The organism is Aquibium carbonis (genome assembly GCF_003970795.1).
Classification (GTDB): Bacteria; Pseudomonadota; Alphaproteobacteria; order Rhizobiales; family Rhizobiaceae; genus Aquibium; species Aquibium carbonis.
Window position 1 is genome coordinate 51,579 of the sequence record NZ_RWKW01000004.1, and the last position, 16,290, is coordinate 67,868.

General features: G+C 64.7%; 18 protein-coding genes. 9 read left to right on the top strand and 9 right to left on the bottom strand.

The window, feature by feature from the left end; genetic code table 11:
• Positions 1 to 69 precede the first annotated feature (69 nt).
• A complete protein-coding gene (locus tag EJC49_RS02025; RefSeq protein ID WP_126697788.1) occupies positions 70 to 1,038 on the top strand; it encodes a DUF1402 family protein in 969 nt (322 codons plus the stop codon).
• Between the two features lie 24 nt (positions 1,039 to 1,062).
• Here the strand turns inward: EJC49_RS02025 and EJC49_RS02030 are convergent, their stop codons facing one another.
• Genes EJC49_RS02030 through EJC49_RS02045 form a run of 4 tightly spaced genes read right to left on the bottom strand, consistent with a single transcriptional unit; the run spans position 1,063 to position 3,790 of the window.
• Positions 1,063 to 1,422 carry a helix-turn-helix domain-containing protein gene (locus EJC49_RS02030; RefSeq protein ID WP_126697789.1) on the bottom strand — a complete coding sequence of 120 codons (360 nt, stop codon included), beginning with the start codon at positions 1,420 to 1,422 and terminating at the stop codon, positions 1,063 to 1,065.
• Positions 1,419 to 1,979 carry a Smr/MutS family protein gene (locus EJC49_RS02035; RefSeq protein WP_126697790.1) on the bottom strand — a complete coding sequence of 187 codons (561 nt, stop codon included), beginning with the start codon at positions 1,977 to 1,979 and terminating at the stop codon, positions 1,419 to 1,421. Before EJC49_RS02035 ends, EJC49_RS02030 begins: the two co-directional genes overlap by 4 nt.
• Positions 1,976 to 3,076: a murein transglycosylase A gene (gene mltA / locus EJC49_RS02040; RefSeq protein ID WP_126697791.1), complete on the bottom strand. Its 1,101-nt coding sequence runs from the start codon at positions 3,074 to 3,076 to the stop codon at positions 1,976 to 1,978. Before mltA ends, EJC49_RS02035 begins: the two co-directional genes overlap by 4 nt.
• A gap of 15 nt (positions 3,077 to 3,091) precedes the next feature.
• Positions 3,092 to 3,790, bottom strand: a complete 699-nt coding sequence (locus EJC49_RS02045; protein ID WP_126697792.1) for a Tim44/TimA family putative adaptor protein — start codon at positions 3,788 to 3,790, stop codon at positions 3,092 to 3,094.
• Positions 3,791 to 3,974: 184 nt separating this feature from the next.
• Between EJC49_RS02045 and EJC49_RS02050 the strand changes: the two genes are divergently transcribed.
• Both EJC49_RS02050 and secB read left to right on the top strand, forming a co-directional pair.
• Positions 3,975 to 4,505, top strand: coding sequence for an FxsA family protein (locus tag EJC49_RS02050; RefSeq protein ID WP_126697793.1), 531 nt, complete (start codon positions 3,975 to 3,977; stop codon positions 4,503 to 4,505).
• Positions 4,506 to 4,638: 133 nt separating this feature from the next.
• Positions 4,639 to 5,139 carry a protein-export chaperone SecB gene (gene secB / locus EJC49_RS02055; RefSeq protein ID WP_126697794.1) on the top strand — a complete coding sequence of 167 codons (501 nt, stop codon included), beginning with the start codon at positions 4,639 to 4,641 and terminating at the stop codon, positions 5,137 to 5,139.
• Positions 5,140 to 5,181: 42 nt separating this feature from the next.
• On the opposite strand, the gene dnaQ is transcribed toward secB, so the two are convergent.
• Genes dnaQ through EJC49_RS02080 form a run of 5 tightly spaced genes read right to left on the bottom strand, consistent with a single transcriptional unit; the run spans position 5,182 to position 8,858 of the window.
• A complete protein-coding gene (dnaQ, locus tag EJC49_RS02060; RefSeq protein ID WP_126697795.1) occupies positions 5,182 to 5,919 on the bottom strand; it encodes a DNA polymerase III subunit epsilon in 738 nt (245 codons plus the stop codon).
• Between the two features lie 59 nt (positions 5,920 to 5,978).
• A complete protein-coding gene (gene coaE, locus EJC49_RS02065) occupies positions 5,979 to 6,572 on the bottom strand; it encodes a dephospho-CoA kinase (protein WP_126697796.1) in 594 nt (197 codons plus the stop codon).
• On the bottom strand, positions 6,569 to 7,414 hold the full coding sequence (locus tag EJC49_RS02070; RefSeq protein ID WP_126697797.1) for a shikimate dehydrogenase: 846 nt from the start codon (positions 7,412 to 7,414) through the stop codon (positions 6,569 to 6,571). The genes coaE and EJC49_RS02070 overlap by 4 nt, the downstream gene beginning before the upstream one ends.
• Complete coding sequence (locus EJC49_RS02075) at positions 7,407 to 8,006, bottom strand: Maf-like protein (RefSeq protein ID WP_126697798.1); 600 nt, start codon at positions 8,004 to 8,006, stop codon at positions 7,407 to 7,409. The genes EJC49_RS02070 and EJC49_RS02075 overlap by 8 nt, the downstream gene beginning before the upstream one ends.
• 30 nt (positions 8,007 to 8,036) lie before the next feature.
• The gene (locus tag EJC49_RS02080) at positions 8,037 to 8,858 is read right to left on the bottom strand and encodes a pyruvate, water dikinase regulatory protein (protein WP_126697799.1); all 822 of its coding nucleotides are present in this window, start codon (positions 8,856 to 8,858) and stop codon (positions 8,037 to 8,039) included.
• Between the two features lie 404 nt (positions 8,859 to 9,262).
• Here EJC49_RS02080 and hemE point away from each other — a divergent pair, with 404 nt between their 5' ends.
• The 6 genes from hemE to rsmG all read left to right on the top strand — a co-directional run bounded on the left by hemE (position 9,263) and on the right by rsmG (position 16,273).
• On the top strand, positions 9,263 to 10,288 hold the full coding sequence (gene hemE, locus EJC49_RS02085; protein WP_126697800.1) for a uroporphyrinogen decarboxylase: 1,026 nt from the start codon (positions 9,263 to 9,265) through the stop codon (positions 10,286 to 10,288).
• Between the two features lie 2 nt (positions 10,289 to 10,290).
• Positions 10,291 to 10,824, top strand: coding sequence for a protoporphyrinogen oxidase HemJ (gene hemJ, locus EJC49_RS02090; RefSeq protein ID WP_126697801.1), 534 nt, complete (start codon positions 10,291 to 10,293; stop codon positions 10,822 to 10,824).
• Positions 10,825 to 10,966: 142 nt separating this feature from the next.
• Positions 10,967 to 12,232, top strand: a complete 1,266-nt coding sequence (gene rho / locus EJC49_RS02095) for a transcription termination factor Rho (RefSeq protein WP_126697802.1) — start codon at positions 10,967 to 10,969, stop codon at positions 12,230 to 12,232.
• Positions 12,233 to 12,343: 111 nt separating this feature from the next.
• Positions 12,344 to 13,681 carry a tRNA uridine-5-carboxymethylaminomethyl(34) synthesis GTPase MnmE gene (mnmE, locus tag EJC49_RS02100; RefSeq protein WP_126697803.1) on the top strand — a complete coding sequence of 446 codons (1,338 nt, stop codon included), beginning with the start codon at positions 12,344 to 12,346 and terminating at the stop codon, positions 13,679 to 13,681.
• A gap of 96 nt (positions 13,682 to 13,777) precedes the next feature.
• Positions 13,778 to 15,646, top strand: coding sequence for a tRNA uridine-5-carboxymethylaminomethyl(34) synthesis enzyme MnmG (gene mnmG, locus EJC49_RS02105; protein ID WP_170314569.1), 1,869 nt, complete (start codon positions 13,778 to 13,780; stop codon positions 15,644 to 15,646).
• Positions 15,647 to 16,273, top strand: a complete 627-nt coding sequence (gene rsmG / locus EJC49_RS25530) for a 16S rRNA (guanine(527)-N(7))-methyltransferase RsmG (protein WP_170314570.1) — start codon at positions 15,647 to 15,649, stop codon at positions 16,271 to 16,273.
• Positions 16,274 to 16,290: the final 17 nt, after the last annotated feature.

The window sequence follows — 16,290 nt, forward strand, 5'->3', positions numbered from 1 at the left end:
TTTGCCGGATCGACTCGGGGGGCAGGCTTCAATAGTTAGGTCGGGGCGGGACATCACAGGCAACCATTCATGAGAAGATGGATCGTCGTCGTTGCGGGTCTGTTCGCGGCCCTGACCGTCCTGCCAGCCTGGGCGGGCGTCGTCGTTCCGCCCGGAAATCGAAGCGCCCAGCAGCCCGATGTTCCGTTCGGCTCGGCATCGCGCACCCGCGCGATGAAGACCACCTACGAAGCGAAGTACCGGAAGGTTTTTGGTCTCTTGCAGCGCGATCAGGCACTGCGAGACAAGATCCGGGCCGCCGCCGCCCAGTTCGGCATCGACCCGATCCACGTCGCGGGCGCGATCGTCGGCGAACACACCTACAATGTCGACGCCTATGACCGGCTGCAGACCTACTACGTCAAGGCGATCGCCTACCTGAACTCGAGCTTCGCCTTCACCCATGACGGCGAGAACGTCGACGACTTCATCCAGCGGCCGCAATTCGCGCCATGCGCCGACCTGTCCGACAGCTACGATCGCTGGACCTGCCGCGAAACGATCTGGAACACCCGTTTCCGTGGCAAGTCCGTCGATGGAAAGGGCTTTCCCAACAACCGCTTCAGCGCCGTCTTCTTCCAGCCGTTCTATGCCGGCCAGACCTTCGGCATCGGTCAGCTGAACCCGCTGACGGCGCTGATGATGAGCGACTTCGTCCACGACAGGACGGGGCTGCCACGCCTCGACCACAAAAATGCGCAGGAGGTCTACCGCACGATCATGGACCCGGATCGGACGCTGACCTACGTCGCTGCGACGCTGCGCAAGTCGATCGACGCCTATGAGACGATCGCCGGTTTCGACATCTCGAAGAACCCCGGCATCACGTCGACGCTCTACAATGTCGGCGATCCCGAGGGCCGCGCGCGCGCATTGAAAACCGAAAATGCCGCCCGAGCCCGCCGTGGCGAAGCCCCGCGGTTGCCGGAGGAGAATTATTACGGCTGGCTCGTCAACGACAAGCTGCCCGAGCTTCGAGAGCTGTTTCCCTCGAGCTGAGGACCGGCAATTGCAACGGCGACGTCATCGGCTGCCGGTGCGAAGCCGCTCCGTCATCGCCGCCAGTTCGTCCTCCGACAGCGTCGCGATGCGCGCGGCCAGGAGATTGGCGAATTCCGTGGCTGAAGGCGACAGACCCGCGGTGTCGATGACCACGCGCGGGTGGGAGCGTTCGGCGAGGCGGACCAGATCCTCGGCGTCGTCCCATATGATGTTGAAATAGCCGATGATCTTCTGGATCAGCGCCCATGTGGGCCGCCCGCGGCGGCCGCTTTCCAACGCCGAGAGGTAGGCGGCGCTGACGCCGATGGCGCGCGCCATGTCCTTTTGCGTCACGTTGCGCTCGCGGCGCATGTCGCGCATCCGCTGTCCGAAGGGGGTCACCGCGCCTTGACCTCGGTCTGCCGGCGCAGGCGCACATAGAGCGCGCCACCGCCGCCATGATGGCGCGCGGCCGATTCGTAGCTGCCCACGAGCGGCTTGAACGACGGGGTGGCAAACCACGCCGGCACCGCCTTGCGCAGGACGCCGTCGCTGCCAAGCGAGGAACCCTTGCCGGTGATGATGAGCACGTGGCGGATGCCGAGCGCATAGGCGCGGTGCAAAAATCCGAGCAGCAGCGCATGCGCCTCGCTCTGCGTCATGCCGTGCAGATCGACGCGGGCCTCGATCTGCAGCCGACCCTTGGCCAGCTTGTCCCGCGTCGGCCTGTCGAGGGCGCGTGGCGCCGGCGCAGGCCTTTCCCCGTCGCGCCGCCGGGACGGCGGCGGCGCGGCGTCGGCCGCGGCAGCCACGTCCTGCTGCGGATGCGGCAACGGATCTTCGATCTCGAACAGATCGTCGGGAAGCGCCTTGCCCTTCAGCGGCGTGGCGCTTCTGGCGACCTGGTTCCAGAGGATGCGGTCCTCATCGGTCAGACCGGCGGCGGGACGCTTCTTCATGGCCGATCGTCCAAGGCCCGTCGCGGCACCAGCGCGAAGAAATCGGCGTCATGCTTGACGACGCCGGCGATCTCGCCGGCCGCGTCGCCGGAGCCGGCGAAGAGATCGCCGCGCGCGGGACCAACGATCGCCGAACCGGTGTCCTGCGCGACCATCAGACGGGCGAACGGGGCGGTTCCGAAGGCGTCCAGTCTCTCGGCATGGACGAAGAACGGCGTGCCGAAGGTGTGCAGCAGACGGTCGACGGCGAGCGAACGGCCGGGCGTCAACGGCACCTTCGCCGCCGCGACCGGACCAAGCGATTCATCGTCGACGGGGGCGTCGCGAAAGAAGATGAAGGAGCGGTTGCGCCGGAGGATCTCGTCCACGCGGTTCGGATGTGCCCGGAACCAGGCGCGGATGGACTGCATCGTGACCCGTTCTTTCGGGATTTCACCCATGTCGGCGAGCACGTGGCCCGGCCCGGTGAAGCGCTGACCCGATTTCGCCGCGTAGGTGACCCGCCGCGAACCGCCGGGCATGCGCAGGCGCGCGGCGCCCTGCACGTGGATGAAGAAAACGTCGACCGGATCCTCCAGCCAGGCGATTTCCAGCCCGCGGCCCGCCAGCGCGCCCTCCTCGATGGCGGCCCGATCGAAATATTCGACGATGCCGTCGTCGGTGGCTCTTCCGAAGGCGAGGTAGGAATCCATCCCCGCCGGCCTGTTGTCGTCATCGACGTCGACCAGATCAGCCGGGCGGGCCAGCAGCGCAAAGCGATGGCGCGCGGTGCGGATGGGCGAAGCGTCGACCACCGGTTCGTAGAAACCGGTGACGAAACCGCCCGGCCGGTCCTCGGGCAGGATCAGGCAGGGGGAGAACCAGGCCTCGAAGAAGGCGCGCGCGCCCGCGTCATCCAGGGCCGGGTGGGCAAGCGCCGCCTCGAAGGCAGCGTCAAACGCCTCGGCCTCGATGCCGAGCGCACCGGAGCGGTACGGTTTGATCCGGGACCGGTCGGCGCTGCGCCTGAACGCGGCAAAGGCGTCGGCCATCGGGTCCGAACGCCATCCGGGGAGATCGTCGAAGGAAACCGGCCTGAGGAGCGGAGAGAGGGCCACCTCGATCCGCCGGAATCAGTCTTCGGCTTCGGTCGCGACCAGCTTCCAGTTGGGATCGCGCGAGCGTGTGTCGCGGGCAAAGGTCCAGACGTCCTTGACCTCGGCCACCGTCTCGGGATCGCCATCGATCACGACGCCCGCGCCGTCGCGCGTCGCCGAAATCAGCTCGCTGACGATCCTGAGCGTCACATGCGCTTCCGAACCCTTCATCTCGGCGCCGACGATATCGGCCTTGTCGATGCCGACGAAGGACGACTGGATCTTCTCCGACCGGGTCTCGCGATCCGAAATGGCGGCGACGAAGCCTTCGTAGACATCCTTGGACAGGAGGTTCTTCAGCGTCTTCCGGTCGCCATCGGCATAGGCCATGACGATCATCTCGTAGGCCATCTTGGCGCCCTCGACGAAGCCCTTGGGTTCGAAGCTCGGATCCGCATCGCGGATGGCGCGAAGACCCTTGTTGAGGTCTGTGCCCGGCGCCGCCATCTTGTCGATCATCGCGTAGCCAGCATCCGTGTCCGCGCCGCCCTTGCGCCGCGGCAGGGACACGACGTTGTCCTGCGCCTCGGCCGGCTCCTGCGAGCGCGCGGCGGTGTAGGGATCGAAGGGTGGTTTTTCGCTGCCTGTCCTGCGCCCGAGCACGTTGCGCAGCTGCAGGAATATCACCACTGCGGCAACGATGAAGAACAGGGTTCCGAAGTCGAAAAATTCCATATGGTCCGCCGAGTGATCATTTAGAGCCGCGGTTGCGCTACCGGGCCTGACGCAGGCACGCACCCATCAAATGCATATAGAACGGGTGCATCCATCATTCAAATCCCGCGTGGATGCACCTATGTAATAGGAAGGCTTTATATGGGGCGGCGTCGGCGGTCCTTCCACCTCGAATGGCAGCAGCGTGCGATTTCCCTTCCTTCTCGTGATCTTTCTGACCGTCCCGCTGCTCGAGATTGCGGCTTTCGTGCTCGTGGGCAGCCGAATCGGCGTCCTGGCGACCCTCGGGATGGTGCTCGTGACCGCCGTGGTCGGCTCGCTGCTGCTTCGGGTCCAGGGTTTCGGCCTGCTTCGACGCATCCAGGCGGAAACCGACGGCGGCCGGGTTCCCGGGCGCGAACTCGTGCACGGGGCGATGATCCTGCTTGCCGGTTTTCTGCTGCTCCTGCCCGGGTTCGTCACGGACGCCATCGGGTTTCTCCTGTTCGTACCCGCTTTCCGCGACTGGATGTGGCGGGCACTCGCCCGGCGTGTTCTGGTGAAGGTGGATCTCTCCGCCATGGGCGGTGCCGGCGCCCGTCATCGACGCGATTCCCGGACCATCGACCTCGACGAGGACGACTTCACCCGCACCACGCACGATACCGGCGACGCAGGCCAAGCCACGGATGGGAAAGACCCATCTCCATGGCGCCGCATCGACGACGGCAGATAGCGGAACGCCCTGACGGAATGCCCGTTTCCCGCACGTCGCGGGCATGCTGCGCGCTTGTGTCGACCTGCCGCCCATGTTAGCCAACCGCCCGACCCGGCCGCGCGTTGCGGCAACTTCACAAGGATCGAGTGACATGGCCGAATCGCAGGACAACAACGCCGTTGGCGCAACGGGCAACGGAAACGGTGCTCAGCCGACGCTGAACATCATGGCCCAGTACGTCAAGGATCTCTCCTTCGAAAGCCCGGGTGCGCCGAACTCGCTGCGCGGCCGCGACAAGGCGCCGAGCATCAACATCAACGTCAACGTCAACGCCAATCCGATGTCGGAGAACGACTTCGACGTGAACCTGACGCTGACGGCGAAGGCGAACGTCGACAAGGAAGTGCTGTTCAACGTCGAGCTCGTCTATGGCGGCGTGTTCCGGATCGCCGGCTTCCCCAAGGAGCACGTGCTGCCGGTCCTCTTCATCGAATGCCCGCGTCTGCTGTTCCCGTTCGCCCGCCAGATCGTGGCCGAGGCGACCCGCAACGGCGGCTTCCCGCCGCTGATGCTCGACCCGATCGATTTCGCGCAGATGTTCCAGCGCAAGCTGGCCGAGGATCAGGCGAAGGCCAAAGTCCAGGTCAGCTGAGGCTTCGCGGCCACCGCGGCCGCTTTCATTGGAGGGCGGGGTTCAGGACGCCGCCTTCTCTCCCCCCGAATCGACGGCCTGGGCGGGCAGTAGCTTCTTCCAGATGGCCCCGTCGCCGATCCTCTCGATCATGGCGGCATGGGCCGCGCGCTCCGCTTCGGCCAGGCGCGGTGCCAGCGGCCGCGGCCGCTGCGACAGGATGACCGTGACGACGAGATCCGTCGAGGTCTCGACAACGGTTTCGACGATCTCGAGCCCGAGCGCAGCCTGCTTGCCGCCGACGAGTTCGATGTAGACCTCCGCCAGAAGCTCCGAGTCGAGCAGCGCGCCATGCTTCGTGCGCCTCGAATTGTCGACCCCGTAGCGTCGGCACAGCGCGTCGAGCGAGTTTGGCCCCATGGGATGCTTGCGCTTGGCGATGGCCAGCGTATCGATGACGCGATCCTGCGGGATCGGATCCATGCCGATCCGGGCGAGTTCCTGATTGACGAAACCCATGTCGAAGCCGGCATTGTGCGCGATCAGCTTTGCGCCCTCGGTGAAGGCGAGAAACTCCTCGGCGATTTCGGCAAAACGCGGCTTGCCCTGGAGATCGGCCAGGCTGATGCCGTGCACAGCCTGCGCCTCGGGGTGGATCTGGCGGTCTCCCGGATGGATGTAGAAGTGAATGAAGCGGCCAGACGGGAACCGGTTGACCAGTTCGACCCCGCCGATTTCGATGATGCGATCCTCGCGGGAATCGAGACCCGTCGTTTCGGTGTCGAATATGATCTCGCGCATCGTCCTGTCTCCCGATTCGTGGCCGCGATCCTATCGCATGCGACGCCGGCGGGATCGGGTCAGGAGCGGGATCGGCCCGTCAATTCACCGATAATGTGCCTCACGGCCTGTCGAGCCGGCTCCATGCCCTGCCCGGTGTCGATGACGAAATCGGCGCGGGCGCGTTTTTCGGCATCAGGCACCTGCTTCGAAAGGATGGCGTCGAACTTCTGTTGCGTCATTCCCGGACGTGCCAGCACGCGGGCCTGCTGCACGTCGGCCGGAGCCGTGACCACGGCCACCCGGTCGACGCGGCCCTCGGCGCCCACCTCGAACAGGAGCGGAATGTCGAGAACGACCAGAGGCGTGCCGGCGGCGCGGTGGCGGTCCAGGAACGCCATCTCCACCCCTCGAACGAGCGGGTGGACGATCGATTCCAGCCGCTTCAGCGCGACCGGATTGCCAAGCACGAGGGCCGACAGCCGATTCCGGTCGACCGCGCCATCCACGATCGCCTCAGGAAAGGCTTCGCCGACAGGCTGGACGGCCTTGCCACGATAGAGTTCGTGAACCACCGCGTCCGCGTCGTTGACCGGGATGCCCTCGGCCTCGAACATGGCGGCCGTCGTCGACTTGCCCATGCCGATCGAGCCGGTCAGGCCGAGGATGATCATCGATGGCGCTCCATGTCCGCGATGACGAGGGCGCGAAGCTCGGCCGTCACCTCGGGCACTTGACCGAACCACCGGGCAAAGCCTGGAACGGCCTGATGGAGGAGCATGCCAAGTCCATCGACCGTCTTCAGGCCGCGAGCCCGCGCCGCGACCAGCAGCGGCGTCAAAAGCGGTACATAGACGATGTCGGTGACGATGGCCGCGCCGGGCAGGAGAGCAAGGTCGGGAGGCGTCGAACCGTCGCGTCCTGCCATGCCGATCGGTGTGGTGTTGACCAGCAGATCGCAGTCGGCAAGGAGTTCGGGCAGCGCAACCCAGTCATGCGCCGAAACGCGACCGCCGAAACGATCGGCCAATTCGCGCGCCCGGTCGACCGTTCGATTGACGACCCGTACCTCGCGATAGCCCTTTCGCAACAGGGCGAACAGGATCGCGCGCGCGCTGCCGCCCGCGCCGAGCACGACGGCCCGACGACCACTCACCCAGGCCGGAGCCCCTTCGTCCAGATTGGCCGAAAAGCCCGACCAGTCGGTGTTGGTCGCCAGAAGACGTCCGTCGGCGATCCAGACGGTGTTGATGGCACCGATCATCTCGGATGCCTCGTCGCTTCCATCGACCGCGGCGAAGGCGGCCTCCTTGTGCGGGATGGTCACGTTGCCGCCCGTGAAGCCGGCGCTCGCGATGCCGCGCAGGAAATCGGCGAAGTCATCCGGCGCAACGTCGATGGCTTCGTAGCTGCCCCTGATCCCCAGGCTGGCGAGCCAATGCCCATGGATGAGCGGCGATCTCGAATGCGCGACGGGATGGCCGCAGACGAAGGCCCTGGCGATGTCCTCAGCCATCGATCGCTCCAAGATCGCGAAGCTTCGCGAGAAGCGGCAGAAGCGGCAGACCGACGATGGTGAAATGATCGCCGTCGATCTTCTCGAACAGCTGAATGCCGCGACCTTCCACCTGATAGGCGCCGACGCTCGTGAGCGCGGCATCGCCAACCTCGGCCAGGTGGCGGCCGATGAAGCCTGGATCGAGTGCGCGCATGGTCATCCGCGCCACCGAGACATGCCGCCAGATCGCTTCGCCGTTGCGTGCGAGGACGACCGCGCTGTTGAGGAGGTGGGTCTTGCCGGACAGCTTGAGAAGATGGCGACGCGCCCCTTCCATGTCGTCCGGCTTGTGGAACAACTCGTCGCCGAGCGACAGCGTCTGGTCGGAGCCGATGACCAACGCCCCGGGCCGCGCCTCGCTGACGGCGGTCGCTTTTGCTTCCGCGAGGATGAGAGCCACGTCTTCGGAGGTCGCGCCGGTCCCTTCGAGCGTCGCTTCGACGGCACGTTCGTCCAGCTCCGGCTTCAAGACGGTGAAATCGACGCCGGCGCTCTCGAGCAGCTGCCGGCGATACCGGCTTCCGGACGCGAGAATGATGGGGATGGCCATGACGGGTGCTCCTCCTGACACGGCGTCTGGCTACCTGCTGCGCGAACGCAACGCAAGGATGGCGGCCGCCGTCTCCTCGATGGATCGTCGCGACACGTCGATCATCGGCCAGCCATGACGGGTGCAGATCTTGCGGGCATGTGCCAGTTCCTCGGCGATGATGGACCGATCGGCATAGCTTTCGGCCTGGTAGCCGACACTGCTGCCAAGGATGCGGTTCTGCCGGACGTGGGAAATCCGCTCCGCGGTGGCGATCAACCCAACGATCAGCGGTTTCGTCGCGGTCTTCAGGCTCTCTGGAATGTCGAGGCCGAAAACGATCGGGACGTTGGCGGTCTTGATGCCGCGGTTGGCGAGATAGATGCTGGTCGGCGTCTTGGAGGTGCGCGAGATGCCGACGAGGATGATGTCGGCTTCCTCGACATCGGCCGGAAGCTGGCCGTCGTCATGCTCCATGGTGAAGTTCAGCGCGTCGATGCGGCGAAAATATTCGGCATCGAGGACGTGCTGCGCGCCAACCCGACGGCCTGCCGGTTCCCCGAGATAGGACTGGAACACCGTCAGCACCGGCTCGAGCACCGAGACGCAAGGCAGGCCCATCGCCGCACATCGTTCGTCCACGATCCGCGCGAGGCTCTGGTCGACGATGGTGTAGAGGACGATGCCCGGCTGGGCGTCGATCTCCTCCAGGACGGCGGCGATCTGCCTTTCGGTACGGATCAGCGGGTAGATGTGCTCGATCGCGCGGGCGTCCTTGTATTGCGCCGAGGCAGCGCGGCCGGCGGCCAGAAGCGTCTCGCCCGTCGCATCGGAGATGAGATGGAGATGGAAGTAGCTCTGGGGTTTGTTCACAGCCTGGCGGGCATCCTGTGGGTATCGGGGGAGAGGAGACCGGCCGGAGCCCGCCTCCTGGCGCGGACTGTATCAGATGGCGTTTCATCCACAATGCGGAGGGCTGTGGAAGCGGTTTTCGGGCCGGGGAGAACAAGGAGAGGCTGAAAGGATCGTCCACATCGGCTGGGGTGGACGGGCCTACGGGACAGGCCAGGCAGCCACTTGATTTTCAAGCCGAATGCGCGATGTTCACCGCTCTTCACAGGATGTGCGGAAGACGCGGCCGACCGCGGCCGCGGCGACGCCACGACTGGTCCGATTGGGGAAAAGCCGATATCCCCTGTACCAACAGAGTCATAGTAGAATCAGATTCCTTAAAAAAGATTCTCTTCTTTAAGAAGGGAGGGAGAAGGGTGGAGCCAATGGCGGTCGAGCAGCGGATGATGAAGGCTCTGAAGGGGGAAACGCTTTCGCCTCCCCCCATCTGGATGATGCGCCAGGCAGGCCGGTATCTGCCGGAGTATCGCGCCAAGCGCCTGGAAGCCGGAAGCTTCCTCGACCTGTGCTACTCGCCCGATTTCGCGGTCGAGGTGACACTGCAGCCGATCCGGCGCTACGGCTTCGACGCATCGATCCTGTTTTCGGACATTCTCGTCGTCCCGCATGCCCTTGGACGTGATCTTCGCTTCGAGGAAGGACGCGGACCCCTGATGACGCCCATCCAGGAGAACGAGATTGGCGGGCTCACGACGACGGGTTTCCACGACAGGCTTGCGCCGGTCTACGAGACGGTCGGGCGCCTTCGTGAGGAGCTGCCGCAGGAGACCACGCTTCTCGGCTTCTGCGGGGCGCCCTGGACCGTGGCGACCTACATGATCGCGGGCAAGGGCACGCCCGACCAGGCGCCGGCACGACTGTTTTCCTATCGGCACCCGGAAGCGTTCGCAAAACTCATCGACCTTCTGGCCGACGTCTCGGCCGACTACCTGATCCACCAGATCGACAAGGGCGCCGACGCGGTGCAAATCTTCGACAGCTGGTCGGGCGTTCTGGACGAGGCGTCCTTTGCCGCCTTCTGCGAAGCGCCGGTGCGGAAGATGGTCGAGCGTATCAAGCGCAAGCATCCGGGCGTTCCGATCATCGGGTTCCCGAAGGGCGCGGGGTCCCGTTACGAGCGCTATCGGGAGAACACCGGCGTCGATGTTCTGGCGCTCGACTGGTCGGTTCCTTTGTCGACCGCGGCCAGACTGCAAAAGGAGGGCGCCGTTCAGGGCAATCTCGATCCGATGCGTCTCGTCGCCGGCGGAAAGGCGCTGGAAGAAGGCATTGACCGGATCCTCCAGGCACTCGGTGGCGGGCCGTTCATCTTCAATCTCGGCCATGGCGTGACACCCGAGACACCGGTCGACCACGTCGCCGCGATGGTTGCGCAGGTGCGGGGCGCCTGAGGATGGTGGCAAGCGCGCAATCGAGCGGGGCGAAGGCTGCGCGCCGCGCGGCCATCGCCATCGCCATCTTCCTAGCGCTGACGGCCATGCTGTTTCTGATGGACCCCGGCAATTTCTACCTCTGGGCCAAGGCCATCCACGTGATCGCGGTCATCTCCTGGATGGCGGGAATGCTCTATCTGCCGCGCCTGTTCATCTATCACTGCGAGGCGGAGCCCGGCTCGGTGCAGTCGGAAACCTTCAAGGTGATGGAGCAGCGCCTGCTGCGGGTGATCATCAATCCGGCGATGACGGTGACCTGGGTCTTCGGCTTGTGGCTGGCATGGGAAGGATTTTCGTTCCAGCCGGGATGGCTCCACGCCAAGATCGCACTCGTGCTGGTCCTGTCGGGCTTTCACGGCTATTTTTCAGCTGCCGTCCGGCGCTTCTCCGAAGATCGCAACACCAAGCCGGCCGGGCATTGGCGCCTGATGAACGAAGGGCCGACGATCGTGATGATCCTGGCCGTCATTCTCGTCATCGTGAAACCGTTCTGACCGAAAGCCACCTTGCGCTCGCGACCAGTCGAGGCTAATAGACAAAATTCCTTCCTCTACAGCGCAGCAGCCTCTTTTCCTCCGCCGCCGGCTCCCCGCCGCATCCGCTGTACCTCGCCTCCTAACATCAGAGCTGTTCTCCATGCAGGAAATGAAACTCCAGGACTTCAAGAACAAGAAGCCGACCGACCTGATTGCCTTCGCCGAATCGCTCGAGGTCGAGAATGCGAGCGTGATGCGCAAGCAGGAGCTCATGTTCGCCATCCTGAAGAAACTGGCCGCGCAGGACATCGAGATCATCGGCGATGGCGTGGTGGAGGTGCTCCAGGACGGTTTCGGATTCCTGCGGTCGGCGAACGCCAACTATCTTCCGGGGCCCGATGACATCTACATTTCACCTTCGCAGATCCGCCGATTTTCGCTGAAGACCGGCGACACGGTCGAAGGACCGATCCGCAGCCCCAAGGAAGGCGAACGCTACTTCGCGCTTTTGAAGGTCAACACCATCAATTTCGACGATCCGGAGAAGATCCGGCACAAGATCCACTTCGACAATCTCACGCCGCTGTATCCGAACGAGCGGCTGCGGATGGAGGTGGAGAACCCGACGACGAAGGACATCTCCTCGCGGGTGATCGATCTCGTCGCGCCGCTTGGAAAGGGCCAGCGCGGCCTGATCGTCGCACCGCCGCGAACCGGCAAGACGGTGCTGCTCCAGAACATCGCCCACTCGATCACGTCCAACCATCCCGAGTGCTTCCTGATCGTCCTCCTAATCGACGAGCGGCCGGAAGAAGTCACCGACATGCAGCGCTCCGTGCGCGGCGAAGTCGTATCGTCGACCTTCGACGAGCCCGCGGTGCGCCACGTGCAGGTTGCCGAAATCGTCATCGAAAAGGCAAAGCGCCTCGTCGAGCATGGTCGCGACGTCGTGATCCTTCTCGATTCCATCACACGTCTCGGCCGCGCCTACAACACGGTGGTGCCGTCGTCGGGGAAGGTGTTGACCGGTGGCGTCGACGCCAATGCGCTGCAGCGCCCGAAGCGCTTCTTCGGCGCGGCACGCAACATCGAGGAAGGCGGGTCGCTGACCATCATCGCAACGGCGCTGATCGATACCGGCAGCCGCATGGACGAGGTCATCTTCGAAGAGTTCAAAGGCACCGGCAATTCCGAAATCGTGCTCGACCGGAAGGTTGCCGACAAGCGCATCTTCCCCGCCATGGACATCCTCAAGTCGGGCACGCGCAAGGAAGACCTGCTCGTTCCCCGCCAGGACCTGCAGAAGATCTTCGTGCTGCGCCGCATCCTTTCGCCGATGGGCACGACCGATGCGATCGAGTTCCTCATCGACAAGCTGAAGCAGACGAAGGGCAATGCCGACTTCTTCGACTCGATGAACACCTGATCGATTCGGTCCCGATACGAAAATCTTTCGCTCGGCGTCGATTCGTTTCCGAAACGATCTTTGGCGCAGCGGGGACCGCCGACGGATAGGAGTCTCCGGCGAGGCCGACCCATGCAGAGCCGACCGGACATGGATACGATCTTCGCCCTTTCCAGCGGGCGCCTGCCGGCCGGGCTGGCCGTGATCCGCCTTTCCGGGCCAGCGGCTTTCGAAGCGGTGCGGGCGATGGCGGGTGACTTGCCGCCGCCACGGTACATGGCGCGTCGCGCGTTCCGGACACCCACGGGCGCGTTGCTCGACCGCGGTCTCCTGGTCATCTTTCCCGGTCCAGCCAGTTTTACGGGCGAGGACTGCGCCGAATTGCACCTTCATGGCGGCAAGGCCGTAGTGGCGGCCGTTTCTAGGGAACTGGCGAACATCCCGGGCATCCGCATCGCCGAGGCGGGAGAATTCTCCCAACGCGCATTTACCAACGGCAAGTTCGACCTCACCACCGCCGAGGCGCTGGCGGATCTCATCGAAGCGGAAACCGAGGCGCAACGACGCTTTGCGGTCGAGAATGCGAGCGGACGGAACGCGACGCTCTACGCACGGTGGCGCGACGTGCTGATCCAAGGTCGTGCCCTCATCGAGGCCGAACTGGATTTTCCCGAAGAGGACGACGTCCCAGGATCGGTCTCGCCACAGGTGTGGGCCTCCGTCGAGGACCTGGTCCGGGAGATCGACGCCCATCTTGTGCATCAGCGAAGCGGCGAGATCATCCGCGACGGCTTTCGGGTGGCGATCGTCGGCGCCCCCAATGCGGGCAAATCGAGCCTGCTGAACGCCCTGGCCCGCAGGGATGTCGCCATCGTGTCCGACGAACCGGGGACGACACGCGACACGGTCGAGGTCGCGCTCGACCTCGAGGGACTGAAGGTGATCCTGACCGATACCGCCGGGATCCGCGAAACGACCGGGACGATCGAACGCGAAGGCATTGCGCGCGCACGGGCGGCGGCTGATCGCGCCGACCTCGTTCTTCTGGTGAAGGACGGGACAGGGCCGGCTGCGCCAGACGCCGCGTGGCCCGCGAAGCGAACGCTGACGGTGTGGTCCAAGACCGATCTCCTCGATGACACGGATTCACGTGAAACGTCACCGGACGCGATCCGCATATCCACTCTGACCGGAGACGGTGTCGCCGATCTGGTGGCGCGGATCACGGCGGAGGCGGTCAAGGCCGTGGCCAGAACAGCCGATCCGCTGCCGTTCCGCGAGCGGCACGTCAACGAATTGACGGCGGCGCGCAGGGCCCTCGACAGTTTCATCCATTCCCGCGACGCGCCCCTGGAACTCGCCGCCGAGCAGTTGCGCATGGCGTCGGACAGCCTTGCCCGGATCATCGGCGTGATCGATACCGAGGATCTGCTCGACGTGGTCTTCTCGCGGTTCTGCATCGGAAAATGACCGCGTCCCGTTGGCCAGACCGGTGACTCACGTGAAACAATGCTGTAGAGCGGCCCCTCCAAATCCGGTCAGACCGGGCTGGCGACGGAGATTCCCATGAACAGCTTCGATGTGGTCATTGTCGGCGGCGGCCACGCCGGCTGCGAGGCAGCTTCGGCCGCGGCCCGCGCGGGCGCGCGAACCGCCCTCGTGACCCTGTCCAGGGCGACCATCGGCGTCATGTCCTGCAATCCCGCGATCGGCGGCCTGGGGAAGGGCCACCTCGTTCGCGAGATCGATGCGCTGGACGGTCTGATGGGCCGGGTGGCCGATGCCGCCGGCATCCAGTTCAGGCTGCTCAACCGACGGAAGGGACCTGCCGTTCGTGGGCCGCGCACGCAAGCCGATCGCAAACTGTACCGAACCGCCATGCAGGAGGCGATCGGCACTCATCCCGATCTCGAGGTGATCGAAGGCGAGATCGAAGCCATCGAAACCGACGACGACCACGTGACGGGGGTCCGTCTCGTCGGCGGGCGGCTAATCCGTTGTGGGTCTGCGGTAATCACCACCGGCACGTTTCTGGGCGGACTCATCCACATCGGCGAAAAGCGCTTTCCCGCCGGGCGCATGAACGACCCCGCGAGCCTCGGCCTGAGTGCATGGTTTCGCGCCAAGGGCTTTCCCGTCGGACGCCTGAAGACGGGCACGCCGCCACGTCTGGACGGCAAGACCATCGCCTGGAGTCAACTCGACATGCAGGCAGCGGACGACGAGCCCGTCCCCTTCTCTTTCCTCACCGAAAGGATCGTGAACAGGCAGATCGAATGCGGCGTGACGCACACGACGGCCGCTACCCATGCTGTGATCCGGGCGAATCTCGGCCGGTCGGCGATGTACTCCGGCCGTATCGAGGGAATCGGGCCGCGCTATTGTCCCTCGATCGAGGACAAGGTGGTCAAATTTGCCGACCGGGATCAGCATCAGATCTTTCTCGAACCGGAGGGGCTCGATGACGACACGGTCTATCCGAATGGAATCTCGACCTCGATGCCGGAGGATGTGCAGCGGGCTGTGATCGATTCGATCCCCGGACTGGCGGGCGCGCGGATCCTGCAGCCCGGCTACGCGATCGAATATGACTATCTGGACCCGCGCGGCCTGTTTCCGACGCTTGAGACCCGGCGGATCGGCGGACTCTATCTGGCTGGCCAGATCAACGGTACGACCGGTTATGAGGAGGCGGCGGCGCAAGGTCTGGTGGCCGGGCTGAATGCGGCTTTGCGGGCCGGTGGGGGCACCCAGGTCACCTTCAGCCGGACGGAGTGTTACATTGGCGTCCTGACCGACGATCTCGTGGGTCGAGGTGTATCGGAGCCCTACCGGATGTTCACTTCCCGTGCGGAGTTCCGCCTGACGCTGAGAGCGGACAACGCCGACATTCGGCTGACACCGATGGGCATCAAGCTCGGAATCGTCGGCGCTGAACGTGCGTCGGCATATGCAGGCAAGGAGTGCGCCCTGAACGACGCGAGACAGATGCTCCGGTCATTGACGCTGACCCCGAGCGAAGCCGCGGGGCATGGGTTGTCGGTCAACGCGGACGGCGTGAGACGATCCGCCTATGATCTTCTGTCCAGGGCAGATCTCGGCCTGCATGATCTTCGGCGGATCTGGCCGGAACTCGGCAAGATCGGTCCGGTCGTTGGCGAAGCGATCGATTCGGAAGCGAAATACTCGGTTTATCTCGATCGGCAGGCTGGGGACATAGCCAGGATCCAACGAGCGGAAGAGACGCCGATCCCATCCGACCTGGACTTCTCCACCATGGCTGGCCTGTCCCGCGAACTCAGGCAGAAGCTGACCGCTCGACGCCCGGGCACCATTGCGGAAGCGCAGAAGATCGATGGTATGACGCCGGCCGCTCTGGCGTTTCTGGTCGCGCAGGTTCGTCAGCACAGCGCCGCATTGCGGAGTGTCGGATAGGTGTCGCGGTTCGACGAACTGATTCGGGTTGCGGGCCCTGTTTCACGTGAAACCTTCAGGCGACTGGAGGCGTTCGAAGCCGTTTTTCGGCGTTGGGCGGCCCGGATCAACCTCGTGGCGCCGTCGACGCTCGACGACGTCTGGGAGCGGCACATTCTGGATAGTGCCCAGCTTCTACCCTTGGCGGCGGACGCGCGGAGGTGGGCCGATATCGGGTCCGGCGGCGGCTTTCCCGGCGCGGTCCTTGCCATTCTCCTGGAGGAACGCCCGGACTCTTCCATCGTCCTGATCGAGTCCAACGGCAAGAAATCGGCGTTTCTCCGCAACGCTTTGGCGGAATTGGCGCCGCGGGCGCGTATCGTTCCGCAGCGGGTCGAACTCGTGATCGCCAGCGAGCAAGCGCCGGATATCATTACCGCCCGGGCCGTGGCCTCCCTGGCCGATCTGCTTTTCCTGACGGAGCCGTGGCTTGCGTCCGGCGCCAGGGCGCTGTTTCACAAAGGCCGGGATTACCGCGCGGAAGTGAAACTAGCTGGTGACACGTGGAATCTCGATTTGATAGAACATGCGAGCGCCGTCGATAAGCAGAGCGTCATTCTGGACATCAGGCAGATCCGGCGCGCCTGACGAACAGCGGAAGCGGG

What these genes read in the sequence shown, in the direction of transcription:
- hemE (WP_126697800.1), top strand. Translation starts at nt 9,263, where the DNA reads ATGGCGGTCGAGCAGCGGATGATGAAGGCTCTGAAGGGGGAAACGCTT.
- secB (WP_126697794.1), top strand. Translation starts at nt 4,639, where the DNA reads ATGGCCGAATCGCAGGACAACAACGCCGTTGGCGCAACGGGCAACGGA.
- EJC49_RS02025 (WP_126697788.1), top strand. Translation starts at nt 70, where the DNA reads ATGAGAAGATGGATCGTCGTCGTTGCGGGTCTGTTCGCGGCCCTGACC.
- coaE (WP_126697796.1), bottom strand. Translation starts at nt 6,572, where the DNA reads ATGATCATCCTCGGCCTGACCGGCTCGATCGGCATGGGCAAGTCGACG.
- rho (WP_126697802.1), top strand. Translation starts at nt 10,967, where the DNA reads ATGCAGGAAATGAAACTCCAGGACTTCAAGAACAAGAAGCCGACCGAC.
- mnmG (WP_170314569.1), top strand. Translation starts at nt 13,778, where the DNA reads ATGAACAGCTTCGATGTGGTCATTGTCGGCGGCGGCCACGCCGGCTGC.
- EJC49_RS02035 (WP_126697790.1), bottom strand. Translation starts at nt 1,979, where the DNA reads ATGAAGAAGCGTCCCGCCGCCGGTCTGACCGATGAGGACCGCATCCTC.
- hemJ (WP_126697801.1), top strand. Translation starts at nt 10,291, where the DNA reads ATGGTGGCAAGCGCGCAATCGAGCGGGGCGAAGGCTGCGCGCCGCGCG.
- mnmE (WP_126697803.1), top strand. Translation starts at nt 12,344, where the DNA reads ATGCAGAGCCGACCGGACATGGATACGATCTTCGCCCTTTCCAGCGGG.
- EJC49_RS02075 (WP_126697798.1), bottom strand. Translation starts at nt 8,006, where the DNA reads ATGGCCATCCCCATCATTCTCGCGTCCGGAAGCCGGTATCGCCGGCAG.
- dnaQ (WP_126697795.1), bottom strand. Translation starts at nt 5,919, where the DNA reads ATGCGCGAGATCATATTCGACACCGAAACGACGGGTCTCGATTCCCGC.
- EJC49_RS02070 (WP_126697797.1), bottom strand. Translation starts at nt 7,414, where the DNA reads ATGGCTGAGGACATCGCCAGGGCCTTCGTCTGCGGCCATCCCGTCGCG.
- EJC49_RS02045 (WP_126697792.1), bottom strand. Translation starts at nt 3,790, where the DNA reads ATGGAATTTTTCGACTTCGGAACCCTGTTCTTCATCGTTGCCGCAGTG.